The organism is Mesorhizobium sp. M0296 (genome assembly GCF_040321675.1).
Classification (GTDB): domain Bacteria; phylum Pseudomonadota; class Alphaproteobacteria; order Rhizobiales; family Rhizobiaceae; genus Mesorhizobium.
In genome coordinates this window covers 18,447-36,789 of sequence record NZ_JAMYRZ010000052.1, presented here as the reverse complement: position 1 = coordinate 36,789, position 18,343 = coordinate 18,447, and the positions used below count along the sequence as shown (strand labels likewise).

General features: G+C 63.1%; 18 protein-coding genes. 7 read left to right on the top strand and 11 right to left on the bottom strand.

Annotation, left to right across the window (positions count from 1 at the left end; translation table 11 throughout):
- From NKI97_RS31520 to NKI97_RS31500, 5 genes are all read right to left on the bottom strand, one after another.
- Positions 1-651: phosphotransferase (locus NKI97_RS31520; protein WP_352838202.1), on the bottom strand; the 651-nt coding region annotated here is incomplete at its 3' end.
- Positions 652-743: 92 nt separating this feature from the next.
- Entirely contained in the window at positions 744-1,193 is a 450-nt protein-coding gene (locus NKI97_RS31515) for a DNA polymerase III subunit chi (RefSeq protein ID WP_352744931.1), read from the bottom strand.
- A gap of 38 nt (positions 1,194-1,231) precedes the next feature.
- Complete coding sequence (locus tag NKI97_RS31510) at positions 1,232-2,728, bottom strand: leucyl aminopeptidase (protein ID WP_352453235.1); 1,497 nt, start codon at positions 2,726-2,728, stop codon at positions 1,232-1,234.
- A 49-nt stretch (positions 2,729-2,777) separates the two neighbouring features.
- The gene (locus tag NKI97_RS31505) at positions 2,778-3,161 is read right to left on the bottom strand and encodes a VOC family protein (RefSeq protein WP_031212013.1); all 384 of its coding nucleotides are present in this window, start codon (positions 3,159-3,161) and stop codon (positions 2,778-2,780) included.
- 72 nt (positions 3,162-3,233) lie between these two features.
- Positions 3,234-4,400, bottom strand: coding sequence for a flavin-containing monooxygenase (locus NKI97_RS31500; protein WP_352838201.1), 1,167 nt, complete (start codon positions 4,398-4,400; stop codon positions 3,234-3,236).
- A 354-nt stretch (positions 4,401-4,754) separates the two neighbouring features.
- Here NKI97_RS31500 and lptF point away from each other — a divergent pair, with 354 nt between their 5' ends.
- From lptF to NKI97_RS31465, 7 genes are all read left to right on the top strand, one after another.
- On the top strand, positions 4,755-5,957 hold the full coding sequence (gene lptF / locus NKI97_RS31495; protein WP_352453233.1) for an LPS export ABC transporter permease LptF: 1,203 nt from the start codon (positions 4,755-4,757) through the stop codon (positions 5,955-5,957).
- Positions 5,954-7,039 carry an LPS export ABC transporter permease LptG gene (gene lptG, locus NKI97_RS31490; protein WP_023677695.1) on the top strand — a complete coding sequence of 362 codons (1,086 nt, stop codon included), beginning with the start codon at positions 5,954-5,956 and terminating at the stop codon, positions 7,037-7,039. The genes lptF and lptG overlap by 4 nt, the downstream gene beginning before the upstream one ends.
- On the top strand, positions 7,039-9,456 hold the full coding sequence (locus NKI97_RS31485; protein ID WP_352453232.1) for an LPS-assembly protein LptD: 2,418 nt from the start codon (positions 7,039-7,041) through the stop codon (positions 9,454-9,456). The genes lptG and NKI97_RS31485 overlap by 1 nt, the downstream gene beginning before the upstream one ends.
- 117 nt (positions 9,457-9,573) lie before the next feature.
- On the top strand, positions 9,574-10,500 hold the full coding sequence (locus tag NKI97_RS31480; protein ID WP_352453231.1) for a peptidylprolyl isomerase: 927 nt from the start codon (positions 9,574-9,576) through the stop codon (positions 10,498-10,500).
- Positions 10,501-10,512: 12 nt separating this feature from the next.
- Entirely contained in the window at positions 10,513-11,532 is a 1,020-nt protein-coding gene (gene pdxA, locus NKI97_RS31475; protein WP_352453230.1) for a 4-hydroxythreonine-4-phosphate dehydrogenase PdxA, read from the top strand.
- A 66-nt stretch (positions 11,533-11,598) separates the two neighbouring features.
- On the top strand, positions 11,599-12,432 hold the full coding sequence (gene rsmA / locus NKI97_RS31470) for a 16S rRNA (adenine(1518)-N(6)/adenine(1519)-N(6))-dimethyltransferase RsmA (RefSeq protein WP_352453229.1): 834 nt from the start codon (positions 11,599-11,601) through the stop codon (positions 12,430-12,432).
- Between the two features lie 74 nt (positions 12,433-12,506).
- The gene (locus NKI97_RS31465; protein WP_352453228.1) at positions 12,507-12,800 is read left to right on the top strand and encodes a DUF1330 domain-containing protein; all 294 of its coding nucleotides are present in this window, start codon (positions 12,507-12,509) and stop codon (positions 12,798-12,800) included.
- Here the strand turns inward: NKI97_RS31465 and gmk are convergent, their stop codons facing one another.
- From gmk to fabG, 6 genes are all read right to left on the bottom strand, one after another.
- The gene (gmk, locus tag NKI97_RS31460; RefSeq protein WP_352453227.1) at positions 12,801-13,457 is read right to left on the bottom strand and encodes a guanylate kinase; all 657 of its coding nucleotides are present in this window, start codon (positions 13,455-13,457) and stop codon (positions 12,801-12,803) included. It abuts the gene before it with no gap.
- Between the two features lie 33 nt (positions 13,458-13,490).
- Complete coding sequence (locus NKI97_RS31455) at positions 13,491-14,381, bottom strand: YicC/YloC family endoribonuclease (RefSeq protein ID WP_352453226.1); 891 nt, start codon at positions 14,379-14,381, stop codon at positions 13,491-13,493.
- A gap of 138 nt (positions 14,382-14,519) precedes the next feature.
- On the bottom strand, positions 14,520-15,740 hold the full coding sequence (gene mltG, locus NKI97_RS31450) for an endolytic transglycosylase MltG (protein WP_352453225.1): 1,221 nt from the start codon (positions 15,738-15,740) through the stop codon (positions 14,520-14,522).
- Between the two features lie 93 nt (positions 15,741-15,833).
- Positions 15,834-17,096 carry a beta-ketoacyl-ACP synthase II gene (gene fabF / locus NKI97_RS31445; RefSeq protein WP_352838198.1) on the bottom strand — a complete coding sequence of 421 codons (1,263 nt, stop codon included), beginning with the start codon at positions 17,094-17,096 and terminating at the stop codon, positions 15,834-15,836.
- A gap of 34 nt (positions 17,097-17,130) precedes the next feature.
- Positions 17,131-17,367 carry an acyl carrier protein gene (locus NKI97_RS31440; protein WP_006203723.1) on the bottom strand — a complete coding sequence of 79 codons (237 nt, stop codon included), beginning with the start codon at positions 17,365-17,367 and terminating at the stop codon, positions 17,131-17,133.
- Between the two features lie 187 nt (positions 17,368-17,554).
- Entirely contained in the window at positions 17,555-18,292 is a 738-nt protein-coding gene (fabG, locus tag NKI97_RS31435; protein WP_352471093.1) for a 3-oxoacyl-[acyl-carrier-protein] reductase, read from the bottom strand.
- Positions 18,293-18,343 lie beyond the last annotated feature (51 nt).

Sequence of the window (18,343 nt, the reverse complement as noted above, 5' to 3'; positions counted from 1 at the left end):
CCCCGGTTTTCGGGTCACATTTTCGCCCCGCATTTGGCCGCGGGCTACGGCGCCTTGCCCCCCCCCGGGCGCCCGTGGCCAGCGGGAGCAATGGGCCGTCGCCCACACGGCCTCGGCGGCGGCCTTGTCGATGCGGCCGCCGAGCGCCGAGAGCGCGGCTCGGGTCTCGGCGTCGTAGACCGAAAGCCGGCCACCGCGGTGGAAATTATGCTGCCCTGCCGGTGGCCCATCGGCAGCGTCGATCCGGTAGAGCGCAACCAGAAAGCCGGCCAGCGAACGGGCGAACTCAGCAAGATCGGCAATCAGTCCACCAGCCGCCGGTCTGCCGCCAAGCCACCGATAGACGGACCAAGGCCATGGATAGCCTTCCCCGGGCGCGCCTTTGGCCAGCGGCACGGGTATCGGCAGAGGCAGGTGAGGCGCCAGGCGGGGCAGCCAGCGATGCTCCTTCTCGACCTGGGCGACATAGGCGGCAGCGCTCGGCAGCCGCACCGACATGCTGTCGCCCAGCCGGAACGTGCGGTTGTCCCAGCCGCCAGGCTCGACCGTCTCTACCGGCAGGTCCGCCCATTTGGGGAACTGCGCGGCAATCAGCCGGCGAACAAGTGCGGCATCTATCGGCATGCCTGGCGTTCGTTCATCGGGCGGCATCGGGCTTGCTCCGGTCTTCTGAATAGCCGGCGGTCCATCTTTTTGTCGTCGCACTCTTGCGGCGCCACCTGATTCCCTTGCCGGCAAATTCTCTAAGCCTTGCGTTCCCAGCGCCGGTCGGGCGTCTGCTGCCAGTAGGTCACGGTGTGGCCGGCCTCCTTCATTGTCTTCCAGTGCGTGCGTGCCGCCTCTAGCTGGGCTGCATCGTGGCCGTCGAACAGGAACACGGCGCGCTGGTAGCCGCCAAGCTCCGGCGGCACCGCCCCATCGACCAGGAAGCGTATCTGCGACTGGTTCGGATTGTCGGGGCCGACGGTCAGAACCACCGGCTGCTCGGCGGGATGGGCTTCGCGATCCGTTGCGTGGGCCAGGAATGAATCGTCCCGGAAAGTCCACAGATGCTGGTCCAGCGCGTCGCGCCGTTCCTCGGTGCCGGTCTGCACCACGGCACGCCAGCCGCGATCGATACTGCGCTCCAGGAGGCCGGGCAACGCATCCTCCAGCGTCGATTCGGTCAGGTGATAAAACAGAATCTCGGCCATGCGTTCAGTCTACATTGTCGGAGTCCCGCCCGAGCCGCTCATTGCTCGTAATGATCGCGCACTAGCCGGTCGAGCAGCCTGACGCCGAAGCCGGAAGCCCATGACTGGTTGATCTCGTTGGAGGGCGCCCCCATCGCCGTGCCGGCAATGTCGAGATGCGCCCAGGGCGTGTCCTTGACGAAGCGCTGCAGGAACTGCGCGGCGATGATGGCGCCGCCATGGCGGCCGCCGATGTTCTTCATGTCAGCATTCTTGGAATCGATCAGCTTGTCGTATTCGGCACCGAGCGGCATGCGCCACACCCGCTCCTGCGTCGCCTGTCCGGCCGCCGTCAGCCGGTCCGCCAACTCGTCATTGTTGGAGAACAGGCCGGCATAATGCTGGCCGAGCGCGACCATGATGGCGCCGGTCAACGTCGCCAGATTGATCATAAATTTCGGCTGGAAGCGGTCGTTGCAGTACCAGAGCGCATCGGCCAGCACCAGGCGGCCCTCGGCGTCGGTATTGAGCACTTCGATAGTCTGGCCCGACATCGAGGTGACAATGTCGCCCGGTCGCTGAGCGTGGCCGTCGACGGCGTTTTCAACCAGCCCGACAATGCCGACGACATTGACCTTCGCCTTGCGCGCGGCCAGCGCGTGCATCAGCCCGGTGACGGCAGCAGCGCCGCCCATGTCGCCCTTCATGTCCTCCATGCCCGACGCCGGCTTGATCGAATTGCCGCCGGTGTCGAAGGTGACGCCCTTGCCGACGAAGGCGACCGGGCTTTCCTTGGCCTTGCCGCCGTCCCACCGCATGACCGCGATGCGGGCGCCACGCGGCGAACCCTGCGCTACGCCCAGCAGCGAACCCATGCCGAGCTTCTTCATCTCCTTCTCGGCCAGGATCTCGACCGTGACGCCGAGCGCCTCCAGTTCGGCGATGCGGGCGGCGAATTCCACCGGTCCCAAAACATTGGCCGGTTCATTGACCAAATCGCGCGCCAGCAAGACGCCGCCGATCACCGCCGCTTCATCGGCGAAGGCCTTCTTTGCAGCTGCCGGATCGGCGGTGTGAATAGTCACCTTGACCGGCTTTTTTGGCTCGCGCTTGTCGTCACCATTGTTCTTTTTGGTCTTGTACTTGTCGAAGGAATAGCTGCGCAGCAGGATGCCCGCTGCAAGCTGAACGGCTTGCCTGCCGCTGACGGCCGCACCCGGAAGATCGAGCACGACGGCCACTTCGGTTGCCTTGCGAAAGGACGCGGCAATCGTGCCGCCGAGCTTCAGCCAGGCGTAATCATCGAGATTGGAGCCCTTGCCGGCACCGACCGCCACCAGCCGCTCGAGCGATGTCCCTTCCGGTGCCAGCACTTCGACCAGGCTGGCGAATTTGCCGGTGAAGTCGGCGACCGGAAAAGCCCGCTCGAGGGTCTTTGCCGGATCGCAAGCCCTGGCGGCATCGCTGAGGCCGCCCTCGTCGGCCACCAGAACGAAAACGCTGCCTTTTTTGGGCGCGGCGAATTTGGCAAAGGCGATCGAGGGTCTCGAATTCATCATGTCCTGCTTTCGGGGAAGTGAGTTGGATTATTGCGAGAAACGTTCGTCAGTGAGCGGCGGGTTGAAACAGCTCGATAACATTGCCCGATGGGTCTTCGAGCAACGTCTGGGAACCGCCGACGCCCGTTATGATATCGTTGCGAAAGACAAGTCCAGCACTCTTGAGGCGCGCAACCTCTTCTTTCAGGTCCGGCACCACCAACAGGATGCGATTCCAACCTCCCGGCACCGGCTGCCGGCCATCCGGCATCGCCCGTGCACCCGAACTGCCGGGTCCGCTTAGAAGGAGCCGTAAAGCGCCGCGAGTGACGGAAGCAAAAGCCGGTCGCGCGTCCTGTTCAACAGCGAAGCCCAGATGTCCACAGTAGAAGTCGATCGAGGCGGCGACATCATCGACCATGTAGCGAATGCTGACTGGCGTCATGATCATTGACCTTTCGGTTCGAGCACGCTCAACAAGGCGTGTCTATTGCGGGCGGAACAATCGGCATAGTCCGGCTCATCATCGCTGCTTGACAATCCGCGCCGCTATCGCCCTGGCCTGAATGCGGGCGTTGGCGAAACAACCGCGAATGCTCGGCCGCATGCCGGTAAACCACAGACCGGGCAATTTCGGATCGGCATCGCCGCCGTTGAAAAGCGGAACGCCCTTGCCGTCGAGAACGCCGAGCTTGCCGAACATCTGGTCCAGACCGCTGCGATAGCCGGTCGCCGCAATGACGATATCGGGCGTGATCAACCTGCCGTCATTCAATACGATGCCGTCTTGGGTAAATTCCCGCAATGGTGGCACCACCACGATCGTGCCTGCCTTTATGGCGCGAACCGCGCCGTCATCGGCTGCGATCGCGGTGTAGTCGGCGCTCAGACGGCTCGCACCGCCTATGGGAGCCGGCGGAAGCCCAAATTTCGTCAGGTCGCCGAAAACCAGGCGCTGGGTTGTCGCCATCACCGCATCGGCCAGCCGCACCGGCAAGCTCGCCATCAACGGTGAAAGCCTGTGGACGGCGACCTTGCCGATGCGTTTCGGCAGCAGCGACGGGCCGTTGCGGGCCGACAGCCAGATGCTTTGGGCATCTGCATTCGCAAGATGGTTGAGTGCGTCGAACCCCGAATTGCCGGCTCCGACGACCAGCACCTTTTTGCCGACGTAGTCCTTCGCCTCGCCAAAATCGGCCGAATGGATAATCCGGCCTGCAAAATCCTTCATGCCTTTCCACGCGGGAATAAACGGCTGCCGGTCGCGCCCGGTGGCGACGACGACATGGCGCGCCAGACGACGTCCGGAGTTCGTCCGCACGGTCCAGTGATCGCCGTCGAACGTAATCTCTTCAACGGCAACGCCGAATGCGACCGGCAGACCATGCGCCTGGCTGAAATCGTTCAGATGGCGAATGACGGCCGATTTATGCGGAAAAGCCGGGGTGCCTGCGGGATAGCCGATGCCGGGCAGCGTCGAGAGATCGCGATGCGTATTGAGATGCAGCCGCTGGTGCCGCCGATGCCAGGGTTCGGCAAGCCGGCTCTCCTTTTCCAGGACGAGCGTCGGTACGCCGGCCTTCATCAAGGCGTGGGCGGCGGCAAGGCCGGCCGCGCCGGCGCCGACCACGATCGCGCCGTCAAAGACGGTTTCCCGACCGGTTTGACTGCGCAATTTTTCCGCTTCCATGCTGGGGCTCAACAGATCCTGACCCGTCTTATCACGCCGCGGCGGTCGCGACCGGCGCGACATTTGGTCGTTTTGCCGCATTTGACAAGACTTTGGCCGAAATCGCTCCCATATGCGATATCGAACCATCCACGATTCGTCGCGGCACGGCCCCGCTTCCCGCCGCAACCTGTTGTTAACCAACAATGTTCGCTCTTTCTTATCCATTGCCGCCGACACTCCGGCCCAGCGGATTTTGCGATCCGGGACAGAACCCAGATCGAACCGCCAAACTGAGCCAGTTGTGCAGCCGGCGCCGGACGACTACCTTGTTCCAAGGCATGATGCCGTTCGAAATCGCCGAGAAAAGCCTTCATGAAGGTCGTTGAACGCTACATCATGCGCCGTGCTTTCGCGGTATTCGCGCTGGCGCTCGTCTGGACGCTGGCGATCGTCTGGACGACTCAGGTGCTCGCCCGCATCGACCTCGTCACCGATAGCGGTCAGTCGGCCCTCACCTTCTTCGAAGTCGCAGCGCTGATCATCCCGACGATCGTTCCGATCGTCGTGCCGTTCGCCCTGGTGGTTGCGGTCGCCCAGATCCTCAGCGTGATGAATTCGGATTCGGAGCTGGCCGTCATCAATGCCGCCGGCGCTTCACGCTGGACCATCGTCAGGCCGATCATGCTTCTGGCACTTGCAGCCAGCGTTTTTTCCTTCGCAGTCGACAATGGCGTCGACCCTTACGCACGCCAGAAGAACCGCGAGTTGATTGCGTCATCGCGTGCCGATCTGTTGTCGTTGATCATCCAGGAAGGCACCTTCCGCAAGATCGATGACGGCCTGTTCCTGCAGGTTGGCGAACGGCTTCCCGACAACCGCCTCGGCGGCATCTTCGTCGCCGATTCGCGCGAAGAAGGCGTCAATCTCATCTACTACGCCAAGACCGGCAGCATCATCGAACGCGGCGACGAGAAGGTGCTGATGATGAATGACGGCGTCATCCATCGCAAAACCATGACCGGCGACCTCTCGGTGATCCGGTTCACCTCCTACGCCTTCGACTTGTCCGCTTTCATGTCGGCATCATCTGACATCCTGCTTTTGCCGAAGGACCGGACGACCCAGTATCTGCTCAATCCCAGTCCGAACGACAAGATGTACCAGCAAAAGCCGAACAGGTACCTGGCCGAGCTCAACCAGCGTTTTTCCGAGTGGTCCTATTCGCTCGTCTTCGCGCTGATCGCGCTCGCCGTCGCCGGAGATGCACGCTCGCATCGCGAGGCGCGTGTGCACCCGCTGATCACGGCAATCGCGATCGCGCTGTTCGTGCGCTGGCTCGGGTTCTTTGCCGCCGGCAAGGCCGACAAGGTGCCGCAATATGCCTATATGGTCTACGGTGTCCCGATCGTGGCATCGGCGATCGCCATCTGGTTCATTGTTTCCAACCGGACCATGGAACTGCCGGTTGCCTGGGCCGATTGGATAACCAATCTTGCCGGCCGCTTCAGTGAGGGCTGGAGCGCCATCAAGCTCCGTTTTGCCGGGCGTGGCGCATCCGGACAGGGAGCCGGCTGATGGGCTGGACTCTGGGTCGGTACTTCTTCTTTCGCTATGTGACGATCACCATCTGGTTCTTCATCGGCCTCTTGGCGCTGGTGTTCCTGATCGATTTCACCGAGCTTTCCGGCCGCACGACCGGCGTGCCGGGCTTCACCTACGCAACTGCGTTCGCCATTTCGGGGCTCAGGATGCCGATGATCATGCTGCAGACGGTGCCGTTCGTCGGCCTGTTCTCGGCGATGGCGACGTTGGTGTCGCTCAACCGCAAATACGAATTGGTCATTGCCCGTTCCGCTGGGGTTTCCGCATGGCAATTCCTGCTGCCGTGCTGCATCGGGGCGCTGCTGTTTGGAGCCTTGTCGGTCGGCGTCATCAATCCGGTAGCCGCGCACGCCTATTCCTGGTCCGAGGAGATCGAGACCCAGCTCCGTTCGGGCAAGTCGAACAGCGTCTCGGCCGATGCTGCGCCCTGGATCAGGCAGAAAACCAACGCCGGCGACACCATCATCGGCGCGCGCGCCATTCTCAATCAAGGCCTGGAGATGGCCGACGCGGTCTTCTTCAGCTTCAGCCCGCAAGGCGACATCATCGAGCGCAAGGATGCGGCGCGCGCCTTTTTGCGGGACGGCTACTGGGAATTGCAGGACGTCAAGGTGTTCCGGGACGGTACCATCCAGTCGTTACCCAGCGATCGGCTGCCGACCAATCTCAAGCCGGAATTCGTGCAAGAGCGGTTGGCGCGCCCTGAGACCATTCCCTTCTACGATCTGCCCGGCAAGATCGAAGTGGCCCGCTCCTTCGGCCTCAAGGCAAACGCCTTCGCCATGCAGTTCAATTCCCTGATTGCGCTGCCCTTCCTGCTTGTCGCGATGACGCTGATTGCGGCAACGGTATCAATGCGATTTGCGAGGATGGGGCAGTCGGCAACGATGATTCTGGGTGGCATCGTGGCCGGCTTTCTGCTTTATGTCGTTTCGGTGCTGGTCAAGGCATTCGGCGTAGCGGGATTCGTACCCACGGCCGTAGCGGCTTGGGTCCCGGTTGTCGTGGCTATGTTCTTCGGGGTGACATTCCTGCTATACAAGGAAGACGGCTAGTGAGGGAGGCGGTTTTGCGCAGCCATAGGCACGCCGGTTTGGCACGCCTCTCTGCGGCGAGCGCCTTGGCATGCCTGCTTGCCAGCGCCGCCCCGGTTGCTCCAGCTTTTGCCCAGGACGTCAGTGAGCTGGCAACGAAGGTTCCGAGCGGCACGCAGATGCTGCTGGCAGCCGATACGCTGGTCTACGACAACGACAAGCAGACCGTGACGGCCGTCGGCGGCGTCCAGATCGATTACGGCGGCAACCGTCTCGTCGCCCAGCGGGTCGAATACAACCGCAACACCAAACGCCTCGTCGCCAGCGGCAATGTCGAACTCGTCAATAGCGACGGCACCAAAATCTATTCGCAGCATGCCGACATCACTGACGATTTCGCCGACGGCTTCGTCAACGCGCTGCGGGTCGAGACCATCGACAAGGCGTATTTCGCCGCCGAAAGCGCGGAGCGCATGGGCGGCGTGCTGACGACGTTCCACAATGGCGTCTACACCGCCTGCGAGCCGTGCGAGGACAAGCCCGACAAAGCGCCGACCTGGCGTATCAAGGCCAGGAAGATTATCTGGAACGGCGAGAAGAAGACGGTTCGCTTCGAGAACTCGAATTTCGAGTTCTTCGGCTTTCCGCTGGCCTATCTGCCGGCTTTCGAGATCGCCGACCCAACGGTCAAGCGCAAGAGCGGCTTCCTGATCCCCGGCGTCGCCTACAAGAGCGATCTCGGCGTCGGTGTTAAAGTCCCCTATTATTTCGCGCTCTCGCCGACCTACGATCTCACTGTCACTGGCAGCGGCTATACCAAGCAAGGTTTCCTCGGTGAGGCCGAGTGGAGGCAGCGCTTCAACAACGGTCAGTACAGCCTGAAGATTGCGGGCATCCGGCAGGAGAATCCCGACGCCTTCATCGATGACAATGGCCACAACGTGAATTCGGGTACCGAAGGCGACCCGAACAGGTTCCGCGGCATGATGGGCACCCAGGGCCAGTTCGCCATCAACCCGCGCTGGGACTTCGGCTGGGACATCCTGCTGCAGAGCGATAAGAATTTCTCGCGCACCTACGACATCGATGGCTTCAACGATAGCGTGCACCGCTCCGACGTGTACCTGACGGGGCTCAACGATCGCAATTACTTCGACGTGCGCGCCATGCACTTTGAGGTTCAGGAAGACACGCTCGCCAGCGATCCGACTGCACGCGCCGCCAAGCAGCCCTGGGTGCTGCCCTCGCTCGACTACGCCTATATCCCCGACACGCCGGTGGCCGGCGGGCAGCTGTCGTTCGACGTCAACGCGCGGGTCATTGACCGCGACAGGCTCGATACGGCTCTTGCAAATTCGGGCATCCCTTCGTCCGTCAACAACGTCCGCGGCATCGACGGTCAATCCGGGCGCCTTACCGCGGAAGCCGAATGGAAGCGCACCTTCACCACCGATGGCGGGCTGCTGCTGACACCGCTCCTGGCGCTGCGCGGCGACGCCGGCTACGTCAACGCCTCCTCGGCCTCGCTCGACGCCGTCAACCAGATGGCGACCAATCTCGGCGTCGAGGACGATATGCGTTCATCGCTTGCCCGCTACATGGCGACCGCCGGCCTTGAGATGCGCTGGCCGGTGCTGTTTTCGATGACCAGTTCCAGCCATGTCTTCGAACCGATGGCGCAGGTATTCATGCGTCCGAACGAGCAATATGTCGGCGGGCTGGCGGTCCCCAACGAGGACGCCCAGAGCTTCGTCTTCGACGCCACGACGCTGTTCGAGCGCGACAAATTCTCGGGCTATGACCGCATGGAAGGCGGCACACGCGCCAATGTCGGGCTGCGCTATTCCGGCGCATATGACAATGGCTGGGGCACCAATGCGGTGTTCGGCCAATCCTACCAGCTGGGCGGCCAGAACTCGTTCGGCACGCCGGACCTGGTCAATGTCGGCGCCTATTCAGGCCTTGAAACTGCAACCTCCGACTATGTCGGCCTTGTCGGCTTCAACAGCCCCAGCGGGTTTTCCGGCTCGGTCAGCGGCCGTTTCGACGAGCAAAGCTTCGAGATCCGCCGCGCTGAGGTAAAGGCCGCCTTTTCAGGCCTGCCGGTATCGCTGAGCGCCAAATACGCCTTCATCCAGGCGCAGCCACTCTATGGCTTCTCAACCGATCGCCATGAGGTTACGCTCGGCGCCTCGACACATCTTGCCGAGAATTGGCGCGTCTTTGGCACCGGCACATATGATCTGGAGCAGAGCGTTCTGGTCAAGGACGGGGTCGGCTTTGCCTATAGTGATTCGTGCTTTACCTATTTGATGACGTTTTCGGAAAGACGTGACCTGAACACCAAGGAAGTATCGCAGAACGTCGGCTTCAACCTGTCGTTCCGCACGCTCGGCGATTTCGGCTCGTCGCAACGCTCCATCGACACCATTCAATAACGGGCAGCGGTCGGCAACGGGGCGGCTGGCGGACGACATTGTTTCGCCGCATAGAGCAGGCACGAATTTTGACGGCCTGAACTGGGATAGGTTCGGCTGAATCGGGATGGAATTGGGATGCTTTCGATGAGGAAATACCTCTTTTCGGCAGGGTTCGCGCTGCTGGTGGCGTTCTCGACCACCGCGGTGACGCGGCCAGTTTTCGCCACCGAGATCAAATACGTCGTCAACAATATACCGATCACCACCGGCGACATCCAGCATCGGGCCGCTTTCCTGCGCCTGCAGCACAGAAAGGGCGATGCCGGCCAGGAAATGATCGACCAGACGCTGCGCCTGGCCGAAGCCCGGCGGCTCGGCATCCGCATCAGCGACGAGCAGGTCGATGCCGCTTATCAGCGTTTCGCCACCAGCAACAAGATGCCGCTCAAGCAGCTTGACGGCGCGATGGCGCAATCCGGCGTCACCAAGGAGCATTTCAAGGACTTTATCCGGGCGCAGATGGCCTGGAACCAGGCGCTGACCGCGCGTCACCGTTCTAGCGACGGCGGCGGCGCCATGAGCGAGCAGGACCTCGTCAAGCGCATGCTCGAAAAAGGCGGCAGCAAACCGAGCGCCACAGAGTACATGCTGCAGCAGGTCATCTTCGTGGTGCCGGCGGCCGAGCGCAGCGCGACGCTGGCCAAGCGCAAACGCGAAGCCGACGCTATGCGCGCCCGCTTCAACGGCTGCAACACCACGCGCGAATTCGCCAAGGGCCTGATCGATGTCACCGTTCGCGATCTCGGCCGGGTGCTGGCGCCGCAATTGCCGGCGGACTGGGCCGAGCAGATAAAGGCTACAAAGGTCGGCGGCGCCACCACGACGCGCGAAACCGACCGCGGTGTCGAATTCATCGGCATCTGCTCGTCGCGCGAAGTGTCAGACGACAAAGCCGCGCAGATGGTGTTCCAGAGTGAAGGTTCGAGCGACAAGAACGCCGACGAACTCTCGAAGAAATATGTCGAGGAGTTGCGGAAGAAAGCCCGCATAATCGAGCGCTGAAGTCGAAGCGCCGTGGCTGACGCAGAGCTTCCGCTGGCGTTGAGCGTCGGCGATCCGTCCGGCGTGGGGCCGGACATCGCCATCGCTGCTTGGCAGGCCCGCGAAAGCGCTGGCGTTCCGTCATTTTATCTCCTTGCCGATCCGGCACTGATTGCCGTGCGAGCGCACAGGCTCGGCACCGATATCGCGATTGCCGAGACGACGCCGGCGTTAGCGCCGGGGGTGTTTTCGCGCGCGCTGCCGGTGGTGGCGCTTGCTGCCCGTTTCGTCGACAGTCCCGGCCGCCCGGATCCAGCCAACGCCGCCGGCATCATCGAGGCGATCGACTGCGCAGTTGCCGATTGCCTGGCCGGCCGCGCTGCCGCGGTCGTCACCTGCCCCATTGCCAAGAAGCCGCTCTACGACGCCGGCTTTCGCTTTCCCGGCCACACCGAATATCTGGCGCATCTGGCATCGCTTCACACCGGCACCGAAGTGACGCCTGTGATGCTGCTTGCCGGACCGGACCTGCGCACCGTGCCGGTCACCATCCACATCGCGCTGGCCGAGGTGCCGAAAGCGCTGACGACGGACCTTATCGTCGCCACCGGCCGCATCACCGCCGCCGACCTTGCGAACCGCTTCGGAATTGCCAAGCCGCGGCTCGCCATTGCCGGCCTCAACCCGCATGCCGGCGAAGGCGGCACCATGGGCACCGAAGACGAGCGGATCGTGCGCCCGGCGGTCGACCGGCTGAGGCAGGAAGGGATCGACGCCTTCGGGCCATTGCCGGCCGACACGCTGTTTCATGCTCGCGCCCGCGCCGGCTACGACGTGGCGCTCTGTATGTATCACGACCAGGCGCTGATCCCGGCCAAGGCGCTGGCGTTTGACGAGGCGGTCAACGTCACGCTCGGCCTGCCCTTCGTCCGCACCTCGCCCGACCACGGCACCGCCTTCGACATCGCCGGCAAGGGCATCGCCCGTGCCGGCAGCCTGATTGCAGCGCTGAAACTCGCTCGCGTTCTTGCCGATACCGGGAAAAGGCCGTAGGCCCTGAGCCCAATCAGCCAAATTCGACGGCCTTAACCGATGAGCCCGCCTGATGAGCCCAGCCCGATGAGCATAGACGGCCTGCCGCCACTGCGCGAGGTGATCGAGCGCCATGGGCTGCAGGCGAAAAAGGCGCTGGGCCAGAATTTTCTGCTCGACCTTAACCTGACAAGCAAGATTGCGCGAACCGCCGGCGACCTGAGCGACGTTACGGTTATCGAGGTCGGTCCCGGTCCGGGCGGGCTGACTCGTGCCCTGCTCCTCAACGGCGCCCGGCGGGTCGTCGCCATCGAGCGCGACGAGCGCTGCCTGGCGGCCCTGGCCGAGATCTCGAACCACTATCCGGGCCGGCTAGAGATCGTAGCCGGCGATGCGCTGAAAACCGATTTTGCAGCGCTTGCTAAAGGGGAAAGCGGCGGGCCGGCGAAAATCGTCGCCAACCTGCCTTACAATATCGGCACCGAATTGCTGATCCGCTGGCTGACCGTCACCGAGTGGCCGCCCTTCTACACATCGATGACACTGATGTTCCAGCGCGAGGTCGCCGAACGCATTGCAGCCAGCCCCGGCAGCGATGCCTATGGTCGGCTCGGCGTGCTGGCAGGCTGGCGGACGGAGGCGAGGATTGCCTTCGACGTGCCGCCGCAGGCGTTCACGCCGCCACCCAAGGTGACGTCCTCGGTGGTGCATCTGGTGCCGCGCGCCAGCCCCTTGCCGGCAGAGGTGAAACGGCTCAGCCGCGTCACCGAAGCGGCGTTTGGCCAGCGCCGGAAAATGCTGCGGCAGAGCGTGAAAAGCCTCGGCGGCGAGGCGCTGCTCACCCGTGCCGGCATCGATCCGACCAGGCGCGCCGAGACGCTGAGCGTCGAGGAGTTCGTTCGCCTGACCAACGCGGTGTGATGCCGGGACGCGTCTGCGTGGAGTTTCCGCTCTCACGGCATAGATAGCCGGACAAACCTGCCCGGAGACAAACAATGGCCGCCTATGTCATTTCCGACGTCACGATCCGCGACGCAGAGGCGATCGAAGCCTATAGCACCCACGCGGCTGCCTCCATCGCCCGGCATGGCGGGCGCTATCTGGTACGCGGTGGCAAGGTGGAAAGGTTGGAAGGCGACTGGTCTCCCCGGCCGCTGATCATCGTGGAATTCCCCGACATGGACACGGCGCGGCGCTGGTACCGCTCGGCCGAATATGCCGCGGCATTGGAACTGCGCGACGCCGCGCTCAGCCGCAATCTGATCCTGGTCGCGGGGACAGCGATTTGATCAATCCGTCCTTTCGTCGAGCAGCCCCGAGACGAAATCGAACAGGCCGGGCCGGCGATCGCGTCTGAGCCGTTCGGCGGTGACGATGCCGCGCACCTCGGCGAAAGCGCGGTCGAGATCGTCGTTGACGATGACGAAATCATATTCCTTCCAGTGCTCGATCTCGTTGCGGGCGTTCTTGAGCCGCGTCTCGATCACCGCTTCCTGGTCCTCGGCGCGACGCTTCAGCCGCGCCTTCAATTCCTTCATCGATGGCGGCAGGATGAATATCGAGACGATGTCGGCGCGCATCTTCTCCTTGAGCTGCTGAGCGCCTTGCCAGTCGATGTCGAACAGCATGTCGCGGCCTTCGGCCAGCGCCTGTTCAGCCGGCTCGCGCGGCGTCGCGTAGCAATTGCCGTGCACCTCCGCCCATTCGAGCAGCGCATCGGAATCGCGCAGCCGCTCGAACTCGCGCATGGTACGGAAGTGGTAATGGACGCCCTCGATCTCGCTGCCGCGGCGTGGCCGCGTGGTGACAGAGACCGACAATTCCAGGCTGGAATCGCTCTCCAGCAGATTGCGCGCAATCGTCGACTTGCCGGCGCCTGACGGCGACGACAAGACCAGCATCAGCCCGCGGCGCCGAATGCGGGAACCCACATCCCTAGCGGTCATGGGGCTTGGCAGTCATGTGGCTTGGCATCGGGATCATTCCAGATTCTGGACCTGTTCGCGAAACTGGTCGACGACCGCCTTCAGTTCCAGCCCGATGGCGGTGACCGCGGCAGCATTCGACTTGGAACACAGCGTATTCGATTCGCGGTTGAATTCCTGTGCCAGGAAATCGAGCTTGCGGCCGATGGCCCCACCGCCGGCGAGCAGTGCCCGCCCCGACACCACGTGCGTCTTCAGCCGGTCGATTTCCTCGCGTATGTCGGCCTTGGTGGCCAGGAACGCCGCTTCCATATGCAGCCGGCTGGCGTCCAAGTTGGCGGACGCGTCCATCAACAGGCGGATCTGCTCGGCGAGCCTTTCGCGGATCGTGGCCGGTTCGCGTGATGGATCGGCCTCGGCCCGCAGCGTCAGCGCCTCGATGGCATCGATATGGCCGGACAGCAGGGAACGAAGTGCCGCACCTTCGCCCTGGCGCGCCTGCTGCAGTCCGTTCAGTGCTGCTTCCAGCGCCGACAGTATTGCGGTATCGAGCGCACTGCGCGCCTCTTCGGTTTCGATGGTTTCGGGAATGTCGAGGACGCCGCGCAGCGCAAGCAGCCCGTCGGCCGCCGCAGGGGCTACTCCGAACCGCTCCTGCAGCCGCTTGGCCAACCCCGCCAGATCCTTCAGGAAAGCCTCGTTGACCACAGGTTGCGCTTGAGCGCCGGCGGCGCGGCCAATGGTCAACGTCATCTGGAAATTGCCGCGCGCAAAACGCTTTTGCACCGTCTGCCGGACGGCCGGCTCCAGCCGGTCGAAACCTTGCGGCAGCCGCAGCCTGACCTCGACGCTTTTGCCGTTGACGGACTTGGCTTCCCAGGCAATCGAAGTGCCGTCGTGTTCGGCGACACTGCGCGCAAAACCGGTCATGCTCTGCAAGTTCATGTAGCCGTGCGTCCCTTTGCCGAATGCCCCTCAAGCCGGAGCGATTTTCTCCGGACAGGATCATGTGAATTTCAATGCCATAGCAGCCCTTGCACATCCACCCGGACATGCACAGGGCCAACCTGATGGCGTCCGGCCCTACTGGGCGGCGGTGGCGCCCGCATCGTCAACGATGGCTCCCGCCGGCGTGTCGGCTCCGGTATTGGTTGCCCCGGCCTTGGCGGCGTCCTGCGCCTGCTTTTTCAGCAGTGCCCGGTAGCGAGCGACATTCTCGTTATGCTCATCGAGCGTCGAGGCAAAGACGTGCCCGCCGCTGCCGTCGGCGACGAAGTAGAGATCGCTGGTCTTCGACGGATTGGCGACGGCCTCCAGCGTCGCACGGCCGGGATTGGCGATCGGCGTCGGCGGCAAGCCGTTGATCAGATAGGTGTTGTAGGGCGTCGGCTTCTGGATGTCCGACTGATAGATCGGGCGGTCGATGGGTTTGCCCTTGCCGCCGAACAGGCCGTAGATGATGGTCGGGTCCGACTGCAGCCGCATACCCTTGGCCAGCCGGTTGAGGAAGACGGCGGCTACACGCGAGCGTTCATCGCCCTTGCCGGTCTCCTTCTCGACGATCGAGGCCAGGGTGACAAAATCCTCAACGTTGGCGATCGGCAAATCCGGCGCTCGGCGCCGCCAGACCTCGTCGACCAGCTTCTTCTGGTCGGCCAGAAGCTTGTCGACCATCTGCTGGCGTGTTGCGCCGCGGGTGAAACGCAGCGTGTCGGTGGCGAGGCTGCCCTCAGGTGGAGTGGTCGACGGCATATCGCCGGTCAGCGCGTCCTGCTCGGCGATCCGTTGCAGCGCCTGCTCGACCGTCAGCCCCTCGGGGATAGTCAGCGAATACATCACCGACTTGCCGCTCTTCAGCAGTTCCATGATATCGTGCATCGACGCCTGCGGCTTGATCTCGTATTCGCCGGCCTTCAGGGCCGAATCATTGCCGAAGGCGCGCACGCCAAGGCGGAAAATGCGGGCGTCGCTGATCAGCCCTCGCCGCTCAAGCTGGTCGGCGATCTCCTGGACACCGCTATTCGGCTTGACCAGGAAAGTGTCGCCATTGGCCGACGGGCCGGGCTCGTTGAACTCCTGCTTGCCGAAATACAGCGCAACGCCTGCCGCCAGCACCATCAGCATCACCGAAGAGATGACGAAGTTCATGAACACAACGAACTGGCTGCGCGAGGCACGCGAGCGCTTCGGCGGCGGCGTGCCGGCCTCGGGCCGCAACGCCTCGCTGGCCGTCTTCGGCACGATCGGGCCGGGCGTTGTTGCCCGTTGCCCGAATTCCCCGTTATCGGCCGGATTTGTGTTCATAGCGCCCTACCATTTGATCTTGCGACGAATCCCCTCGGGCAGAGTAGGGGCGAATATGGCAAAATTGACGGCAGACGGAAACCGGCAGAGCGGTCAGCCATTGTAGCGCTGGAAGACGAGCGAGGCGTTGGTGCCACCGAAGCCGAAGGAGTTGGACAGCGCCACGTCGATCTGGCGGGCCCGCGGCTTGTGCGGCACCAGGTCGATCGCCGTTTCGCGCTCCGGATTGTCAAGATTGATCGTCGGCGGCGCGATGTTGTCGCGAATGGCGAGGATCGAAAAGATCGCCTCGGCAGCACCAGCCGCGCCCAGCAGGTGGCCAATCGACGATTTGGTCGACGACATCGATATCTTCGAGGCGGCGTTGCCGACCAGCCGCTCGACGGCGCCGAGTTCGATCGTATCGGCCATTGTCGAGGTGCCGTGCGCGTTGATGTAGTCGACATCGGCCGGCGTCAGCTTCGCCCGGTTCAGCGCCGCGCTCATGCAACGGAAAGCGCCGTCGCCGTCTTCGGCAGGCGCGGTGATGTGATAGGCGTCACCGGTCAGACCGTAGCCGGTGACCTCGGCATAGATCTTGGCGCCGCGGGCCTTGGCGTGTTCGAGCTCCTCGAGCACGACAACACCGGCGCCCTCGCCCATGACGAAGCCGTCGCGATCGCGATCATAGGGGCGTGAGGCCGTTTGTGGCGCGTCGTTGCGCTCTGTGGAGAGCGCGCGGCAAGCGGCGAACCCGGCGATCGACAGTCTCGTCACCGGCGCTTCGGCGCCGCCTGCGACCATAACGTCGGCATCGCCCCAGATGATCAGCCGGGCGGCATCGCCGATGGCGTGCGCACCGGTCGAGCAAGCGGTGACGACGGCATGGTTGGGACCTTTCAGCCCATGCCGGATCGAGACCTGACCGGAGACGAGGTTGATGATCTGGCCAGGGATGAAGAATGGGCTGATGCGGCGCGGACCGCGTTCCTTGAGGATCATCGCATTCTCGGCGATGCCTTCGATGCCGCCGATGCCCGAACCGATCAGCACGCCGGTGGCGCACTGTTCCTCATGCGTCTTCGGCTGCCAGCCGGAATCCTTGAGTGCCTCGTCGGCGGCCGCGATCCCGTACAGGATGAAGTCGCCGATCTTGCGCAGTTCCTTCGGCTCGAGAACGGCTTCAGGATTGAAAGTGGCATTGGAGCCGTCACCGCGCGGAATGACGTGGGCGACCTTGCAGGCAAGGTCTTCCACCTCGAATTCGGTGATGCGCTTGGCTGCGCTGCGGCCGGTCAGAAGCTCCTTCCAGCTGTGCTCGAAGCCCATGCCGAACGGCGAAAGCAGCCCAAGGCCCGTGACGACGACACGCCTCATCGCAGGTCCTCCCCGGTGATGACTGCAAATAGCGTCAGGCGGAGGCCTTGTCGATGTATTTCACCGCATCGCCAACAGTCAGGATGGTCTCGGCGGCGTCGTCCGGGATTTCGACACCGAACTCTTCTTCGAACGCCATGACAAGTTCGACCGTGTCGAGGCTGTCCGCGCCCAGATCATCGATGAAGCTCGCCTGCTCCGTCACCTTGTCGGCATCGACGCCAAGGTGCTCGATGACAATCTTCTTGACGCGCTCTGCGGTGTCACTCATTTGGGCATCCTCGTCTTTTGGTTGTCTGTCTTCGTTAGCGGGCAGAATGCCGCTAATCAAGCTGAAAGATGGTCCTGCCGGAAACGCAGCGGAACAGGACCGGTTTTTGCCCGAACCGCCGGGTTGCGGGCGGCATTACACGAAAAATCCCGTGCATCCAAGACGGAATGAAGCGTTTTCCCAAGTGTTAGATCATTGCCATGCCGCCATTCACATGAATGGTCTGGCCGGTGACGTAGGCTGCCTCGTTGGAAGCGAGGTAGGCGACGGCTGAGGCGACTTCGGCGCCCGTGCCCATGCGCCGGGTCGGGATCGCCGCCATGATCGCCTCTTTCTGCTTGTCGTTGAGCTTGGCGGTCATCGCCGATTCGATGAAGCCCGGGGCGACGCAGTTGACGGTGATATTGCGGGTGGCGATCTCCTGCGCCAGCGATTTGGAAAAGCCGATCATACCGGCTTTGGAGGCGCAATAGTTGGTCTGGCCGGGATTACCCATGACGCCAACCACTGAAGTGATGTTGATGATGCGGCCATGGCGGCGCCGCATCATCGGATGGGTAAGCTCGCGGGTCAGCCGGAACACGGCGGTCAGGTTGACCTCGAGCACGCTATCCCAGTCGGCGTCAGCCATGCGCACGAACAACCCGTCCTTGGTGATGCCGGCATTGTTGACGAGGATGTCGACGCCTTCGAGGTCAGCTTCCGCCTTCTGGCCGAGCGCCTTGACGTCGTCGCGGTTGGAAAGATTGGCCGGGAAAAGCTTGACCCGGTCGCCCAGTTCGGCGGCCAGCGCCTCCAATTTCTCGATACGTGTGCCATGCAGGCCGACGATGGCGCCCTGGCCGTGCAGCACGCGGGCGATCGCCTCGCCTATACCTCCCGATGCGCCGGTGACGAGCGCCTTGCGGCCGGTCAATTCGAACATGCTTTATCCTCTTCCCAAATCGTACTGGCCAATCATACGGGCCGGTGAGTT